This window comes from Tenacibaculum lutimaris (assembly GCF_003610735.1).
Classification (GTDB): Bacteria; Bacteroidota; Bacteroidia; order Flavobacteriales; family Flavobacteriaceae; genus Polaribacter; species Polaribacter lutimaris.
In genome coordinates this window covers 719828-737040 of sequence record NZ_RAQM01000006.1, presented here as the reverse complement: position 1 = coordinate 737040, position 17213 = coordinate 719828, and the positions used below count along the sequence as shown (strand labels likewise).

Here is a 17213-nt window from a genome sequence, read left to right as displayed (position 1 = left end):
GCAATTGCAAGCCTTTTTATTATTTATCTTCTTTAATTAAATACATATACACTGGGTAATGATCACTGTATCCTCCGGTATATCTTCCGTAAGAAAAACTTCTAAAAGGATATCCTTTATACCTACCTTTTTTCTCAGTTAAAAAACGCTTGTTAAAAATTCCTGATTTAAACATTTTATAAGTACTAAAGTCCTTTTTATCTGCTTTATCAAGCAAAGGAGATGTAAACATTATTTGATCAAATAAATTAATATTATCTCTATAACCTAATGTATTAAATCCACGACGGAACATATCTTCATACGGATTATAAATATCTCCTTCTTCTACATTTTTCTTCTTACTTTTAGTTTGTAAAACCGATTTAAAACTAGAATTGATTGGATCATCGTTAAAATCACCCATAATTAACACCTTTGGATTTGGGTCATTCTCTTTAATTTTTTCGATGATTTGTTTCACTTTGTAAGCCGCTTTTTCACGTAACGGCCTACTTTTAGCTTCACCTCCTCTACGAGATGGCCAGTGATTAACAATTATGTGTACTAACTCATCATCTAAATAACCAGACACTAATAAAATATCACGCGTATAAACTTTATAATTTTGATCATAAATATTAGGATCAAAAGCCTCAAAATGAATTGGCTTAAAATATCTTGGTTGATATAATAATGCTACATCTATTCCTCTTTTATCAGGTGAATCGAAGTGAATGATACTGTAACGTTTCTTTTTTAATCTTTCTGACGCTATTAAATCTTCTAAAACTTTTTTATTTTCAACTTCAGCCACACCTAAAATTGCAGGACTTGTGTTCGCTTTTTCTTCTCCTAATTGCGAAATTACCTCACCAAGCTTGTCTATTTTATCCCAATAAACCTCTTCTTTATCTCCTTTCATTTCCATGATAGGACTTGCTTCATCATTCTTATCAGAATCATTTTCTGTATCAAAAAGGTTTTCTAAATTATAAAACCCAACTGTTCTTATTTTATACTTCTTCCCTACTTGTTGTGCATAAGTAGAAAAACTAACAAAAATTAAAACTAAAAGTGTAGCTATATTTCTCATTTAATAAATTTTACCACGCAAAAATAAAACAATTTTTTATCTCAGTTTTTTATTATTTTGATAATTCACTTCTTGATAATGTTCCCTTAACCTAAACATAATTATAAATTTCTTAATTTTGTTGCCCTTTGATTGCAAACACACTCAAAGGAGTTAACAAATTTAAATATTTTATAAACAATCATTTATGAGAAATTTTACGATAACAATGTTCTTGTTATTTCTAGGTTTTGTAAGCCTAAATGCGCAGAATATTGTAAAGGGGGTCGTAATAAACAGCGATTCTGAAAATCCTATGCAAGGTGTTTCTGTAAGTGTAAAAATTGCTAATGTTTCTAGTGTTACAGATGCTAGCGGAGCTTTTACATTAACTGGTTTACCAGACGGAAGACAAATTGTAACGGTATCATTAAGTGGGTATGAAACCCAAAACTTTCCAGTAGAATTATCTGGAAAAGCAGTAGACTTAGGTACTATCTTCATGTACGAAGATATATCGGAAGATCAAGATTTAAGTACCATCACTATTACGGATGATGAGTTGAATGACGACACTAGTGCTGCAGATAACATTTCTGGATTACTGCAAGCTTCTAGAGATGTTTATTTACGTACAGCTGCTTTTGAATGGAGCGGTTCTTTTTACAGAGTTCGTGGTTTAGATTCTGAAAATGGTAAAGTTTTGATTAATGGTATTGAAATGAACAAGTTATACAACGGAAGACCTCAATGGAGTAACTGGGGTGGTTTAAACGATGTATTACGTAACCAAGAGTTTAGTAACGGGTTAACTCCTTCTAACTATGCCTTTGGCGGTGTTTTAGGTTCTACGAACATCAATACAAGAGCTTCTGAGTATAGTGAGGGAGGTAGAATTACTTACTCTTCTTCAAATAGAAGTTATACACATAGAATGATGGCTTCTTACTCTTCAGGATTAATGGAAAATGGATGGGCTTTTACTGTTGCTGCAAGTAGAAGAGCTGGAGATGAAGGTTATGTTGACGGTACCCTATACAATGCTAATTCAATCATGGCGTCAATAGAAAAGCGATTTAATGATAAACATAGCTTAAACTTCACTTCTATTTATGCGCAAAATAAAAGAGGAAAATCTGCTCCACATACTCAAGAGGTATATGATTTAAAAGGTATTAAATACAACGAATATTGGGGATATCAAAATGGAAAAATGCGTAATTCACGTATAAAACGTATTGAAGAACCTATTTTAATGTTGAATCACTACTGGAATATTTCTGATAATACCTCATTAAATACGAATGTAGCATACCAATTTGGTGAAATAGGAAATAGTCGCTTAGATTATACTGGTGCTAGGTTAGTAAATGGTTGGCCTATTGGTGGTGGTTCTAACCCAAGTCCTGCGTACTATCAAAACCTACCAAGTTTCGCTTTATCAAATGGTAATGAAGCCGAAGCATATGGATTAGAGCAAAACTTCTTAAACGATGGGCAACTAAACTGGGACGAATTATACCGCCAAAACTTGAATAACCCAGAAAGTTCTAACTCTAAATATATTTTATACGAAGATCGTAATGATGACAAACAGTTTACTATAAACACTATTTTTAATTCAGAATTAAACGAGAATATTTCTTTAAACGGATCTTTGCAGTACGCTAACTTACAATCTGAAAACTTTGCTAGTGTAATTGATTTATTAGGAGGTTCTGGATATTTAGATACTGATACATTTGGTGATACTTTCGACCAAAAACAAAACGATTTACTTAACCCAAATAGAGTAGTTGGTGTAAATGATCGTTTTAAGTATAATTACGAATTAGAATCTAATGTAATGAGTGCGTTTGCTCAAGCTATATTTAAATACAATAAAATAGACTTTTATTTAGCAGGTTCAGTTTCTAATACAACTCACCAAAGAAATGGGTTGTATCAAAATGGAGGTTTCCCAACAAACTCTCTTGGTAAATCTGAAAAAGTTAACTTTACTAACTTTGGGGCTAAAGGAGGTTTAACCTATAAAATTACTGGGCGTCATTTATTAGATATTAATGCTGGATACTTAACAAAAGCTCCATCAATAAGAAATACATTTAACAACCCAAGAGAAAACAATGCTATTATTAGAGGTTTAGATAGTGAAAAAGTACTAACTGCTGACGCTAGCTATATTTTTAGAAGCCCTATAATTCAAGCTAGAGCTACAGGATATTATACTAAAATAGAAGACGCTACTGATATTGCTTTCTTCTTTTCTCAAGGACTTAATATTGAAGGCTTTTTACAAGAAGTTTTAACTGGTGTTGACAAAGTTCATTTCGGAGCTGAACTAGGAATTGAAGCTCAAATAACTCCTACTGTGAAAATAAAAGGAGCGGCTAATATTGGTCAATATACATACGACAATAATCCACATCTATATGTTGCTTCAGAAGATTTTACAACTGACACTAATATTGAAGGTGTTGACGATTTAGGAACTGCTTATTTAAAAGACTATAAAGTAGCTTCAGGCCCTCAAAAAGCATACTCTTTAGGTTTTGAATATAGAGATCCTGACTATTGGTGGGTAACCGCTACTGCCAATTATTTAGATGATGCTTACCTAGATTTAAGCCCTACTTTAAGAACTGATAACTTTTACAAAGATGAAGACGGGCTACCTTTTAACGATTACGATCCAACAATAGCAAGAGAAATACTTCGTCAAGAAAAATTTGACGGTTATTTAACTCTAAATGCTGCTGGTGGAAAATCTTGGAAAATAGGAGATAACAAGTACATTGGTTTCTTTGCTAGTGTTAATAACATCCTTAATGAAAAATACAAAACAGGAGGTTATGAGCAAGGTAGAAAATCAGATTACAGACAATTAAGAGATGACTCTAACCAACCAAAAAGGTTATTTGGTCCTAAATACTGGTACGCTAGAGGTACTACTTATTTCTTAAACGTTTATTATAGATTCTAATAAAAAAAACAAGCATAAAATGAAAACAAAAAATATATTAAAACTAATAATGCTAACTGTTTTAGCATTTACTTTCAACTCATGTGTTGAAGATGGTGATTTTTCAATCCCTAGCGTCAATGTTGAAGACCCAGGATTAACAGCAACTAATACTATTCAATCAGTTAGGGATATGTTAGTTTACTCTAACGCTGTAATTGATTTCGAAAAAACAGTAGGAGAAAATCTAATCATTGAAGGGTATGTAGTGTCTAGTGATGAAAGCGGAAACATTTATAAAACTATCTCTATACAAAATAGCCCTGAGAACCCTACAGCAGCTATTCAATTAGCCGTAGATGCTACAGACACATATTCATTTTACGAAATAGGACGCAAAGTTTATGTAAAATTAAATGGTTTAGGATTACATAGCAATAATGGTGTTTTAGAAATAGGACAATTAAATGGTACTTCTGTAGATAGAATTTCAGCAAGTTCTTATAAAGATATAATTATACGCTCTACTGAAACGGCTACAATCACTCCATTAGTACTAAATAGTATAGCTGATATTACTGACACTCATGTTAATATGCTTATTCAGCTAAATGACATGAGATCTGTTGAAAAGAATGCCACCTATGCAAACACAAACAACACCTATAGTGTAAATAGATATTTTGAAAGCTGTAATGACAGAGAGCAAATTATTATGAGAAATAGTGGTTTTGCAGACTTTAAAGCTCAATCTATTCCTGCCAAAAGAGGAAGTATAGTAGCTGTTTTAGGGAAATATAGAAACGATTTTCAATTATTTATTAGAGACACAAATGACGTAATGTTCTCAGATGATTACGATTGCTATAGCAATGCTACTGAAGTTACTTTAGCTGATGTTAAAGCTCTATACAACAATACAGAAATCACTATAACAGAAAACTCAAAAATAAAAGTAGTTATTACTTCTGATTTATCTACTGACAACTTACATGCCTTAAGTGCATTTGCTCAAGATGCAACCGCAGGTATTGCTTTACGTTTTAGTGGAGACCACAACTTAAACTTAGGAGACGAAGTGGAAATCGCTGTTGGAGGAGCTAAATTAAGCGAATACAACGATTTATTACAGTTAAACATTTCTCCATCAAGCATCATAAGCCAAACAACAGGTACGTTACCAACTCCTGAAGTTATTACTTTTGCACAAGCTTTAACTGGTAATTACGAAGGTAAGCTTGTACAAATTGATGGTGTTCAATTCAATGATAATGCTAAAACTTATAGTGGTAATAATGAGTTAATTGCTGAATGTGATGGTACTCCGTTAACTGCTTATGTTAGAAACGATGCTTCTTTTGCTAATAATAGCGTAAGTGATAAAAAAGGAACAGTAACTGGTGTTATGACTGTTTACAAAGGTACTGCTCAAATTTATTTAAGAAACGAAACTGATGTAAACTTTACTGAAGATGCTACTACTTGTGGTGGTGGGGGTACACCTACTCCTTCTGGTTCTTTAGCTTTTGCTGGAGGTAATTTTGAAGATTTTACTGCCTTTACTGATGGCTTAAACACTTATGGTCTTAAAAGCTATGCTACAGAAAGTGCTGGCAATGGAGTTGACGGAAGTACTGCTTTAAGCATCAACATGAGTTCTACAGGAGGTAACGACTACGTATTCACATCTTTAGCTCAAAATGGATTACCAAGCACTTACAGCTCTATTACTTTTTATGTAAAAGGAACTTCAACAGGAAAAAGTATCTCTATTAACTTATATAAGACAGATGGTTCATATTACCCTTTTAATTTAGGTGACATTACTGGAGACACGACTATTTCTGTTGGTGGTAGCAATAGTTACACAGGTTCAATTAACACTGGTGGAGAGTGGGTTAAAATTACTTTAGATTTAAGTGGTATTACAGATTTAAACACATCTAATTTTAATGAGAGTTTCTTTGCTTTAAAAGTAGGTAAAAGCGCTCCTTTCGATCTTTATTTAGACAACTTCACTATTCAATAAGAAACCTATTTAAATAGTTTTAAAGATTATTATTAAAAATCCAGAAAGTTTAAACTTTCTGGATTTTCCTTTTATAAAAAAAATTATGTAATGCTTCATTAAGTAATAACTTCTATATTTATATTATAAATTATTACCTATGTTTTCTTCTAACGATAGATTAAACCGAGCTTTTAAAAAAGCAAAAAAACTCCCATTAAACGAAGCATCTAAGTATGTTTTATTTTCCGATTGCCATAGAGGTGATAATAGTTTTGCTGATGATTTTGCTCGTAATCGAAAAATATATCATTTTGCCTTATCTCAATATCTGCAAAAAGATTTCACCTATATAGAATTAGGTGATGGTGATGAACTATGGGAAAATAAATTTGTAAATATCTTTAATGCAAATAAAGATGTTTACTTATTACTTCAAAAATTCCATCAAAAAAATACGTTGCATTTTATTTGGGGAAATCATGACATGAATTACCGAAAACCCAAAAATGTTAGAAAAAACCTAAGCTATTATTACGATACAATTGATGGAAAAGAAAAAGAATTACTTCCTAACGCTTCCTTTTCTGAAGCCATCCGGTTAACTCAAGACGACGGAAAGTCAATTTTCCTACTTCATGGTCATCAAGCTGATTGGTTTAATTATACCTTTTGGAAATTTAGCCGTTTTTTAGTAAAAGTTTTATGGCGTCCATTGCAAATACACGGAATTAAAGACCCAACAAGTCCCGCTCAAAACTTTAAAGGACTTATAAAGGTAGAACGTCGATTAGAAAATTGGGTAAAAGCTAACAACAACCAAATGATTGTTACAGGGCATACACACCGACCTCGATTTCCTTCTTGTGAAGAATTACCTCATTTTAATGATGGTAGCTGTGTTCATCCTAGGTGTATTACTGGTTTAGAAATTGAAAACAAGGAAATTACACTTATTAAATGGCATTTAGTAACCAATGACAACGGAACCATGCAAATTACTCGAACTGTTTTAGAAGGTCCTGAAAAAATAACAGAATACCTGTAAGTATAATTTCTTGTCAAATTAACCTAAAATTTACCTTCGTAACAGTTTATTAAATTCTACTTAATATTGACACCAAAGAAAGCTAGTATTTTTGACTTACCTCAGTCTTGAGGCGTATAGTCATTATAAATTTATTAGTTTTTGTCGACTATTTATTTGACTTACCGTATACTGCCTTGAATAAAGGCAGTTTTTTAATATTTAGTTAACACTTATTTAACATTAGAGCTAGTTATTTGCCGCGACAAAAACTAATAAACTAAATCTAATGAACTGTAAAACAGCACTTACGATTGTAAGTATGTTTGTGTTATCCTATACACATGCTCAAGAAACAAACTCTCCTAAATTTGGCAAGGGCTTATTTAATTTAACAGGAAAAGATAGTACTTGGTCTATGAACATGAGTGCTAGAATGCAATTTTTAGCAACTGCTGAATGGGACTCAAACAAAGAAGGATTATACAATCCATCATCTTCAATGCTAGTAAGAAGAGCTCGTTTAAAATTTAAAGGATTCGCTTTTTCACCAAAATTAAAGTATAAATTAGAAATAGGAATGTCTAATAGAGATATTAGCGGTGCCTCTGAACACACAGGTAATGCACCAAGATATATTTTAGACGCCGTTTTAAAATGGAATTTTTACCAAAATTTCGAGCTTTGGTTTGGACAAACTAAACTACCTGGAAACAGAGAACGTGTTATATCTTCAGCAGACATGCAGTTAGTTGATCGTTCTTTATTAAACAAGCGATTTAATATTGACCGTGATATGGGCATGCAATTACGTCATCATTTTAACCTATCAGATAAATTTGTGGTTAGAGAAGCCCTAGCCTTTTCGCAAGGTGAAGGAAGAAATGTAACTGTAGGTAACCTAGGAGGTCATCAATATACAGCACACCTTGAGTTTTTACCTTTCGGATTATTTGAAGGAAATGGAGATTATAAAGGTGGCGATTTAAAAAGAGAAAAAACTCCGAAGTTAGCTATCGGTATGAGTTACGACTTTAACAACAATGCAGTAAAAACAAGAAGTAACCAAGGACAATATATGGTAAATGATGCGGGATACTATGAAACAAACATTTCAACCTTCTTCGTAGATGCCATGTTTAAATATAAAGGATTCTCTTTTATGGGGGAATATGCTTCTAGAGATGCTGAAGACCCTTTTGCAAAAAATTCTGATGGAACCCCTGTACTAGACAGTAAAGGAAAACAAGTAGTTGTAGAAGTGGGTAATGCATTAAACCTTCAAACAGGATATTTGTTTGATAAAAACTGGGAAATATCTGCTCGTTATACCAATATTGCATTGAACAAAAACATTACAGGAAAAGACATTGAAAACCAATATACGTTAGGATTATCAAAATACATTATTGGTCATAAATTAAAAGTACAAACTGATGTTAGTTACCTAGACATACCAACAGCTACCAACCAGTTAATGTACCGATTACAAGTAGATATTCATTTTTAAATGATAACATAAACATAACATAAGAGCATTCTTGTGTAACTAAATTTGCAAAACTTAATTAAAAACTAAAAAATGGGAGATCCATATATTTTGATGCTAGTCGCACTAGCTGTTTTAGCTATCGTCGACTTAGTTGTGGGTGTAAGTAATGATGCTGTTAACTTTTTAAATTCAGCCATCGGTTCTAAAGCAATTAAAGTAAGAAATATTATGATAATTGCGAGTATTGGGGTTTTTATGGGAGCCGTAACATCAAGTGGTATGATGGAGGTTGCTCGTAAAGGGATTTTTAATCCTAGCATGTTCATGTTCCAAGATATCATGTTTATTTTTATGGCAGTAATGATTACTGATATTTTATTACTAGATATCTTTAACTCATTAGGGATGCCAACCTCAACAACGGTTTCTATCGTATTTGAATTATTAGGAGCAGCTGTATGTATTTCATTAATTAAAATTGCAGCTAACGATTCTCAATCTATTTCAGATATTTGGAATTACATCAACCATAAAAAAGCGGTTGAAATTATAAACGGAATACTGCTCTCCGTTGTAGTAGCCTTCTCTGTCGGAGCTATTGTTCAGTTCTTTTCTCGTTTAATTTATTCATTTAATTTTGAGAAGAGACCTACCTATATAAATTCATTATTTGGTGGTTTTGCTATTACAGCAATTACTTATTTCATCATTATTAAAGGTATGAAAGGAACTCCTTTCTACAGTGATGTAAAACATTTAATTGAGGGAAATACTATACTTATTATTGCTGGAAGTTTTGTTTTTTGGAGTGCTATTTCACATGCATTAATCCAGTTCTTTAAAGTTAATATTTTAAAGTTAATTATTGGTGTTGGTACTTTCTCTTTAGCAATGGCTTTCTCTGGTAACGATTTAGTAAACTTTATTGGTGTACCTATCGCTGCATGGAACTCTTACCAAGCTTGGGAAATATCTGGAGTTGCTCCTGATGCATTTTCTATGGGAATTTTAGCTAAAAAAGTACCTTCTAATGTTTGGTTATTATTATTAGCTGGAGCGATTATGGTTATTACTTTATGGACTTCAAGCAAAGCAAAAGAAGTAATTAAAACAGGTATCGATTTATCTCGTCAAGGTGATGGACATGAAAAATTTCAACCAAACCCTTTATCAAGAATCGTAGTAAGAAGTGCTATGGGTATAAATGCTGCTATCAGCTATATTGTACCTCAAAAAACATTAGCTTATATTGATACTAAATTTCAAAAACCAGTAATAGAATTACCTAAAGATAAAACGTATGAAATGCCAGCTTTCGATTTAGTTAGAGCTGCTGTTAACTTAATTGTTGCGGGTATCTTAATTTCTATTGCAACTTCTATGAAATTACCTTTATCAACTACTTATGTAACTTTCATGGTAGCAATGGGTACCTCTTTAGCAGATAGAGCTTGGGGACGTGAAAGTGCTGTATATAGAGTTGCTGGTGTAATTAACGTAATTGGTGGGTGGTTCTTAACAGCTCTTACAGCTTTTGCTACTGCTGCCTTAGTTGCTTACTTAATTAGCTGGGATAAAGTAATGATTCCTGTATTATTGTTAGTTGTTGCTCTTTTAATTGGAAGAAACACCTTACAACACAGAAAGAAATCTAAACAAGAGAAGAAGCAAGTACACATGGAAAGAGCTGAATTAATTACTATTAATGGAGTAATTGAAGAGAGTTCTGACCACATTGCTGAAGTAGCGCAACGTATAAACAAATTATATTCTAGTGTAGTAAATGATTTAGCTACTCATGATTTAGTAAAATTACGTAAAACGGATAAACACGTAACAAAATTAAACGACGAAATAGATAGCTTAAAAGATGGTGTATTCTATTTTATCAAATCGTTAGATGATACTTCGGTACAAGCAAGTAGATTCTATATCTTAATTTTAGGATACTTACAAGACGTAGCACAATCGATTAGCTATATTTCTAGAGCTACGTACAAGCACGTAAATAACAACCACAAAAATCTTAAAAAAGGTCAAATTAAAGACTTAAAGAGCATCGATCATACACTTTCTAAATTGTTAGAAGATATTAGCGAAACTTTTGAAAATAGAAGTTTTGACAACTTAGAACATATTATTAATGAAAAGAAAGAATTATTAAAAGATGTTTCTGAATCTATTGAAAAACAAGTAGAACGTATTAGAACCGATGAAACGAGTCCGAAAAACACTACGTTATACTTTAGTGTTTTAATTGAGACCCAAGATTTAGTTTCTGGTTTAATGAGTTTACTAGAAACATATGAAGAATTTCACATCAGTACAAAATCTGCTGAAATAGACGCTTAACAAATAAAAAAACCGAGTTAATAATTAACTCGGTTTTTTTTATATTTTTAATAGTCTTATTAGCTTCTTTTCATTGGTCTCATTAATCCTTCTTGAGCAACTGAAGCTATTAGCTCTCCATCTCTGGTATAAATGTTACCCATAGCAAACCCTCTAGCTCCATAAGCGTTTGGACTTTCTATTGAAAACAACATCCAATCATCAAAATTAAAATCACGGTAAAACCACATTGAGTGATCTAAACTGGCTAGTTGAGTATTTCCAAAATTAGCAACACTAGCATTAGGATTTAAACACGAGGTTAAAATATTGTAGTCGGAAATATAAGTAAGTATTTGTTGCTTTATTCCTAATGGTAAATCTTTCGCTTCGCCTTTCAACTTAAACCAAACATCAACCACAGGCGGTAAATCTTTTCTATCTAACGGATTTACTATTTGCACAGGTTTAAAATCTATAGGTCTTTCTATGCTTAAAAAATCTTTCATCTTTTGAGGTAAAAAAGCCCCGAATTGGTCCAACACATCTGTCCAACTCAACAACTCTTCTGGTTGTTTTATATCTTTCTTTATTGGTTTTTGATGTTCATACCCTTCTTCTTCTTTATGAAATGAACAAGATAATATAAAAATAGTTTTATCTCCTTGATGGGCTGTTACTCTTCGTGTAGAAAAACTTCCTCCATCACGAATTGGTTGTACATTATATGTTATTGGCAACTCCAGGTTCCCTGCTTCTAAAAAATATGAATGTAATGAATGTAATATTCTATCTTTTGGTGCTGTTCTATATGCTGCATTTAAGGCCTGAGCTAATACTTGACCTCCAAAAACATTAGGACTTCCTATATCTCTACTTACTCCGTTAAAATTACCATTTCCTATATCATCAAGAGTAAGTATGTTTAATAATTCTTGAGTATTTTTCATGTTATCTTCTCTCTACGAGAGCTTAATTTATTTATGTTGTTATACTTTTAAAGGCTTGTAAAGCTAAAGTTTGTTTATTGAATGTATTTCAAAAGTAACCTTAAATTCTCATTAAGCCTTTGAAAACACCTAAATATGTTGATTAGGCAACATTCATATTCCAAACTGGCACTTTTAAAAACCTACTTATTTTTACCATATCACTCAACAAATATTCTTTGTCTCCATGGTTTAATAAATTATGACGCTCACCATTTTGAGTTACTAAATTAACTTCATAGCAATAGTAACCTCCAGATTTATTTCCTTCAACAAATTTTGACAATACTTGTAAGGCATATACTTGTTGAAAAGGAATAGTTTCTCCATCCACTAACACCTTTCTTTTTTGTGAGTTTAAAAATGCTTTAGCTCCAAAAGAAAACAGCAAGAATACCCCTACTAGTAAAAACGGTCCGCCAGAAGTAAAAAAGATTTTTCCACCATGCATAAAGGTTAAAGACTCTTTAGAAAACTCGAAAAACTCAACATAAGACCAAACTACGTAGTTTAACCCCATTAAAAGGAAACTCCAAGCTACAAACTTTAGATATGAACTAGAGGTTATTTTATAACCAAAAGCTGTTTTTCGTAAGCGTTCACTTAAAAAATTACTTCCTGAACCTTTAACGGCATTCCATGAAATATGTTGCCCTATAGCATCGGTTGTAAAGTCTCCGAATGAAAATTCTACTTGTTTATTGCTCGATGATTGTTTCTTTCTCTGAGCCCAATAACTCGAACCAAACATACCAATAAACATAAAAACTAATACGGCTAACATTCCTCCTGTCTTATAGTAGGTATATCGCTGTTTTCTTATACTTAACTTATGAACTGGAACAGTTATTTCAAGACGCTTAATGTTGTTTAAATCTTTTCTTGTAGGGTTTGTAAGTTGTCGTAATGAGTCTAACTCTTGGGCGTTTTGATGCACTTCTATTTCTCGTTTTTGAAACGATTCATAGGTGTTTTGTAATTGCGGTAAAGCTACAAAAATGAAAATTCCAATTGGAATTATTACAAAAAGCCAAGAGTTATTAAGGGACACTTTTTTCATAGTTTGATTTTTTTTGATGAACAAATTTGAGAAAAGTTTTTGGTTTCACAATACAAAAAAGGCTTTCACATTTTTCATGCAAAAGCCTTTTATCAATATATCTATCTTGTTTCTATTACTTACAAAAAGGAAGCGTAAAGAATCCTTCTACTGAATTATCGGCACTTGAATTTGCTTTTATTTTTAAAGTAACTTCATTATTAGCAATTCTTACAACCTCAACAACTCCTTGAAGGTAGTTTAAAGGACCAAATCCTTTCTTATTAAAAACTACGTTCGTATTGTTATAAGTTCCTAACTCAGCTTTCACATAAGTAGATACTTCTAATTCGTAATCAAAAATATCTGAACTACAATCTGCTTGAATATTGGTAATATGTACTGAAAGTTCATTGTTTCCAGACATAAACGCTTGACCTCCTTTAGCCTTAAATTCTGTTCCGAATACTTTTCCTGACAGCTCTGTATTTGCTATTCCAGTAAAATCGTTATCGCTATCGGAACAACCTATTATTATTAAGGTTAAACATACCAAAGCCGCATAGCTAATTTTAAAAATCTTTTTCATTTGTTAAAGTTTAATTTGTTTTTATCGTGAGCGAATTTAGTTTAAAAATAAAACCCCACAAACAAATTAATTGCTTGTGGGGTTTTTATGTTTTACAGAGCAAATTTTACCCTACAATATTGATAATTTTACCAGGAACAATAATTACTTTCTTTGGTTCTCGTCCCTGTAATTGTTGTTGTGTTTTTTCGTGCGACATTACCACTTTTTCTATCTCTTCTTTACTTAAATCTAATGGTAACTCTAACGTAAAACGCATTTTACCATTGAAAGAAACTGGGTAGTTCTTAGAACTTTCAACTAAATACTTCTCTTCAAATTTTGGAAAAGCTACGGTTGCAATAGACTCATCGTGTCCTAACTGACTCCATAGTTCTTCCGCAATATGTGGTGCATATGGGGAAATTAACACTAACAACGGTTCTAAAATAGCACGCTTGTTACATTTTAACGCTGTTAACTCATTCACAGCAATCATAAAGGTAGAAACTGACGTATTGAACGAGAAATTCTCAATATCTTCTTCTACTTTTTTAATAGTTTTATGCAACGTTTTTAACTCGTCTTTCGTTGGTTCAGCGTCAGAAACATTGATTCCGTTTTCATTGGTAAACAATTTCCATAATTTCTTTAGGAAAGAATACACTCCTGAAATCCCTGATGTTTTCCAAGGTTTTGTTTGCTCTAACGGTCCTAAAAACATTTCGAATAAACGTAAACTATCTGCTCCGTACTCCTCACAAATTAAATCTGGATTTACAACATTGTATTTCGATTTTGACATTTTTTCAACCTCACGACCTACTATGTATTTACCATCTTCTAAAATGAATTCAGCATCTTTAAAATCAATATTTAATGGGTGCTTTTTAAAAGCTTCAACATCTAGTTCATCAGAAGAGTTTACCAATGAAACATCTGCATGAATAGGCTGTACTTTTTTACCCTCAATCAATCCTTTAGAAACGAAAGTGTTTGTTCCTTCAACTCTATACACAAAAGCAGAAGTTCCTAAAATCATTCCTTGGTTGATTAGTTTTTTAGCAAACTCATCTACTGGTAACAATCCTCTATCAAATAAGAATTTTTGCCAAAAACGCGCATATAATAAGTGTCCTGTAGCGTGTTCTGAACCTCCAATATATAAATCTATTTGTTTCCAATAGTCAACCGCTTCTTTACTTACAAACTCTCCTTCGTTATTCGAGTCCATATAACGGTTAAAATACCAAGAACTTCCTGCCCACCCTGGCATAGTATTCAGTTCTAACGGGAAAACAGTTCCGTTGTCAATCTTGCTATTTTCAACAACAGTATTTGTTGTTGTATCCCATGCCCAAACCTCTGCATTCCCTAACGGTGGTTTTCCATCTTCGGTTGGTAAGTATTTCTCAACTTCTGGCAATACAATTGGCAAATGCTTTGCATCAATCATTTGCGGCATACCGTCTTTGTAATATACTGGGAATGGTTCTCCCCAATAACGTTGACGACTAAATACTGCATCACGTAAACGATAGTTTATTTTTCCGTAACCAAATCCACGTTTTTCTAATTCGTAGATTACAGTTTTCATTCCTTTATTATAGTTTAAACCGTCTAAGAAGTCAGAGTTTGCTAATTTAATTCCATCTTTAGCATCGTTTGCTTTTTCAGAAATATCAACATCTGCAAAAATATTTGGAATCTCTAATCCGAAGTGTTTTGCAAAATCATAATCACGTTGGTCACCACATGGTACCGCCATAACCGCACCTGTACCATAACTTGCTAATACGTAATCACCAATCCAAATTGGTACTTGCTTTCCAGTAAACGGATGCAACGCATACGCACCTGTAAACACTCCTGAAATGGTTTTTACATCAGCCATACGATCACGCTCAGAACGTTTTGCTGTTGCCTCTATGTATTCTTCAACAGCCTTTCTTTGCTCATCAGTCACGATTCGTGACACTAACTCGTGCTCTGGAGCTAAGGTCATAAAAGACACTCCAAAAATAGTATCAGGACGTGTTGTGAATACATCTATTTTAGCATCGTGTCCATCCACATCAAAAGACACCATCGCTCCTTGTGAACGACCAATCCAGTTAGTTTGGCTATCTTTTAATGGCTGTGGCCAATCAATATTTTGTAATCCATCTAATAAACGTTGTGCATACGCAGAAATTCGCATAGACCATTGAGTCATTTTTTTACGAACTACTGGATGCCCCCCACGCTCTGAAACTCCGTTTACAATTTCGTCATTTGCTAATACTGTCCCTAGTGCTGGACACCAGTTTACTTCAGTATCCGATAAAAAAGTTAAACGGTATTGTAATAGTATTTCTTGTTGTTCTTTGTCAGAGAAGCTCTTCCATTCTTCCGCAGAAAAAATAGTTATATCTTCATCAGCAACTGCATTTATAGTTGCATTTCCTTCTACTTCAAATTTTGCTACTAAGGTTGAAATATCTTCTGCCTTATCAGTATCTTTATTATACCAAGAGTTGAACAATTGAATGAAAATCCACTGCGTCCATTTATAATATTCTGGATTTGAAGTACGAACTTCTCGAGACCAATCGAATGAAAACCCGATATTATCTAACTGACGACGGTAAGTTTTAATATTCGTTTCTGTCGTAATTGCTGGATGTTGTCCTGTTTGAATCGCATATTGTTCAGCAGGTAACCCAAAAGAATCATACCCTTGTGGATGCAATACATTAAATCCTTTATGGCGCTTGTAACGTGCATAAATATCAGATGCGATATATCCTAACGGATGCCCTACGTGTAATCCTGCTCCAGATGGGTAAGGAAACATATCTAACACATAATACTTTGGTTTATCAGAATCATTTTCAGCTTTAAACGTACCTTGATCTGCCCAGTACTTTTGCCACTTTTTTTCTATCTCTTGGTGATTGTATTGCATTCTTTTAGTTTATTCCTGTCATTACGAGGAATGAAAATGACGAAGTAATCTTTTTATGAGATTGCTTCACTTTGTTCGCAATGACGTGATTTTGAAGCTGCAAATTTACAATTATCGTTTGGATGTGAAAAGCTATAAAAACAAAAAGGCTTCATTAGTACAAAACCAATGAAGCCTTTTATTTGTTTTTAAAAAAATTATCCTTTAACAGGTACAGTAACTACAACGTTACCCCATCCTAAATACATATTAAAAGCATCTTCTTCTCCATCAAAAGCAATTGAAAAAGCTTCAATGTTTTCGTTTGCTCTAGAAACTTTTCCTGTTACACGTACTACATCATCTGATTCGTTGTAAGAATAAGCTCCCCAAACATTTTTAGCAGTATTTAAAATTACAGTCCACTCTTTATCTCCAGGAATTGTAAATAACGAGTATGTTCCTGCTTTTACTTCTTTCCCTCCAAAGGTTACATCTTTGTAAAAAGTAATTTCTGGGGCTTCATTTGCTCCTGTTCTCCATACTTTACCTGCAACTGCTAAACGAGATACGGGTCTTCTTTTTAATTGAGGACGACTATAAATAACTTTTACTTTTTTATCTGAATTTCTGTAACTACTTGGATATGTAGCTGCATCCATTGGGCTTTTATCTAGATTCGGAAAATCTTGAGCCACAACTTCATTAGAAAACACAAGAGCTACAGCAAATACAATAATTGATAAAATTGATTTTTTCATTTTTAAATTTTTAGTTAATAATTGGGAGATTAGTCACCAAATTTAAACATCCTTAC

The 17213-nt window shown here is 32.8% G+C and carries 11 protein-coding genes; 5 read left to right on the top strand and 6 right to left on the bottom strand.

The features are described 5' to 3' along the window. Positions 1–19: 19 nt before the first annotated feature. Positions 20–1075 carry an endonuclease/exonuclease/phosphatase family protein gene (locus C8N26_RS03500; RefSeq protein WP_120186031.1) on the bottom strand — a complete coding sequence of 352 codons (1056 nt, stop codon included), beginning with the start codon at positions 1073–1075 and terminating at the stop codon, positions 20–22. 187 nt (positions 1076–1262) lie between these two features. Here C8N26_RS03500 and C8N26_RS03495 point away from each other — a divergent pair, with 187 nt between their 5' ends. The 5 genes from C8N26_RS03495 to C8N26_RS03475 all read left to right on the top strand — a co-directional run bounded on the left by C8N26_RS03495 (position 1263) and on the right by C8N26_RS03475 (position 10895). After that, complete coding sequence (locus C8N26_RS03495; protein ID WP_120186029.1) at positions 1263–4037, top strand: TonB-dependent receptor; 2775 nt, start codon at positions 1263–1265, stop codon at positions 4035–4037. Between the two features lie 19 nt (positions 4038–4056). After that, positions 4057–6045, top strand: a complete 1989-nt coding sequence (locus C8N26_RS03490; protein ID WP_120186027.1) for a DUF5689 domain-containing protein — start codon at positions 4057–4059, stop codon at positions 6043–6045. A gap of 139 nt (positions 6046–6184) precedes the next feature. Further along, positions 6185–7072 carry a metallophosphoesterase gene (locus C8N26_RS03485; protein ID WP_120186025.1) on the top strand — a complete coding sequence of 296 codons (888 nt, stop codon included), beginning with the start codon at positions 6185–6187 and terminating at the stop codon, positions 7070–7072. Positions 7073–7340: 268 nt separating this feature from the next. Continuing rightward, positions 7341–8561 carry a porin gene (locus tag C8N26_RS03480; protein ID WP_120186023.1) on the top strand — a complete coding sequence of 407 codons (1221 nt, stop codon included), beginning with the start codon at positions 7341–7343 and terminating at the stop codon, positions 8559–8561. 72 nt (positions 8562–8633) lie between these two features. Further along, entirely contained in the window at positions 8634–10895 is a 2262-nt protein-coding gene (locus C8N26_RS03475) for an inorganic phosphate transporter (RefSeq protein WP_120186021.1), read from the top strand. 59 nt (positions 10896–10954) lie between these two features. Here C8N26_RS03475 and C8N26_RS03470 read toward each other — a convergent pair whose 3' ends face one another. The 5 genes from C8N26_RS03470 to C8N26_RS03450 all read right to left on the bottom strand — a co-directional run bounded on the left by C8N26_RS03470 (position 10955) and on the right by C8N26_RS03450 (position 17157). Then, positions 10955–11824 (bottom strand): acyl-CoA thioesterase, encoded by an 870-nt coding sequence (locus tag C8N26_RS03470; RefSeq protein ID WP_120186019.1) that lies wholly within the window; start codon positions 11822–11824, stop codon positions 10955–10957. Positions 11825–11966: 142 nt separating this feature from the next. Beyond that, positions 11967–12923, bottom strand: a complete 957-nt coding sequence (locus C8N26_RS03465; protein WP_028891778.1) for a hypothetical protein — start codon at positions 12921–12923, stop codon at positions 11967–11969. A 115-nt stretch (positions 12924–13038) separates the two neighbouring features. Further along, a complete protein-coding gene (locus tag C8N26_RS03460) occupies positions 13039–13491 on the bottom strand; it encodes a hypothetical protein (protein WP_120186017.1) in 453 nt (150 codons plus the stop codon). 106 nt (positions 13492–13597) lie between these two features. Then, positions 13598–16417 (bottom strand): leucine--tRNA ligase, encoded by a 2820-nt coding sequence (gene leuS, locus C8N26_RS03455; RefSeq protein ID WP_120186015.1) that lies wholly within the window; start codon positions 16415–16417, stop codon positions 13598–13600. A 197-nt stretch (positions 16418–16614) separates the two neighbouring features. Further along, positions 16615–17157 carry a DUF2911 domain-containing protein gene (locus tag C8N26_RS03450; protein WP_120186013.1) on the bottom strand — a complete coding sequence of 181 codons (543 nt, stop codon included), beginning with the start codon at positions 17155–17157 and terminating at the stop codon, positions 16615–16617. Between the last annotated feature and the right edge of the window lie 56 nt (positions 17158–17213).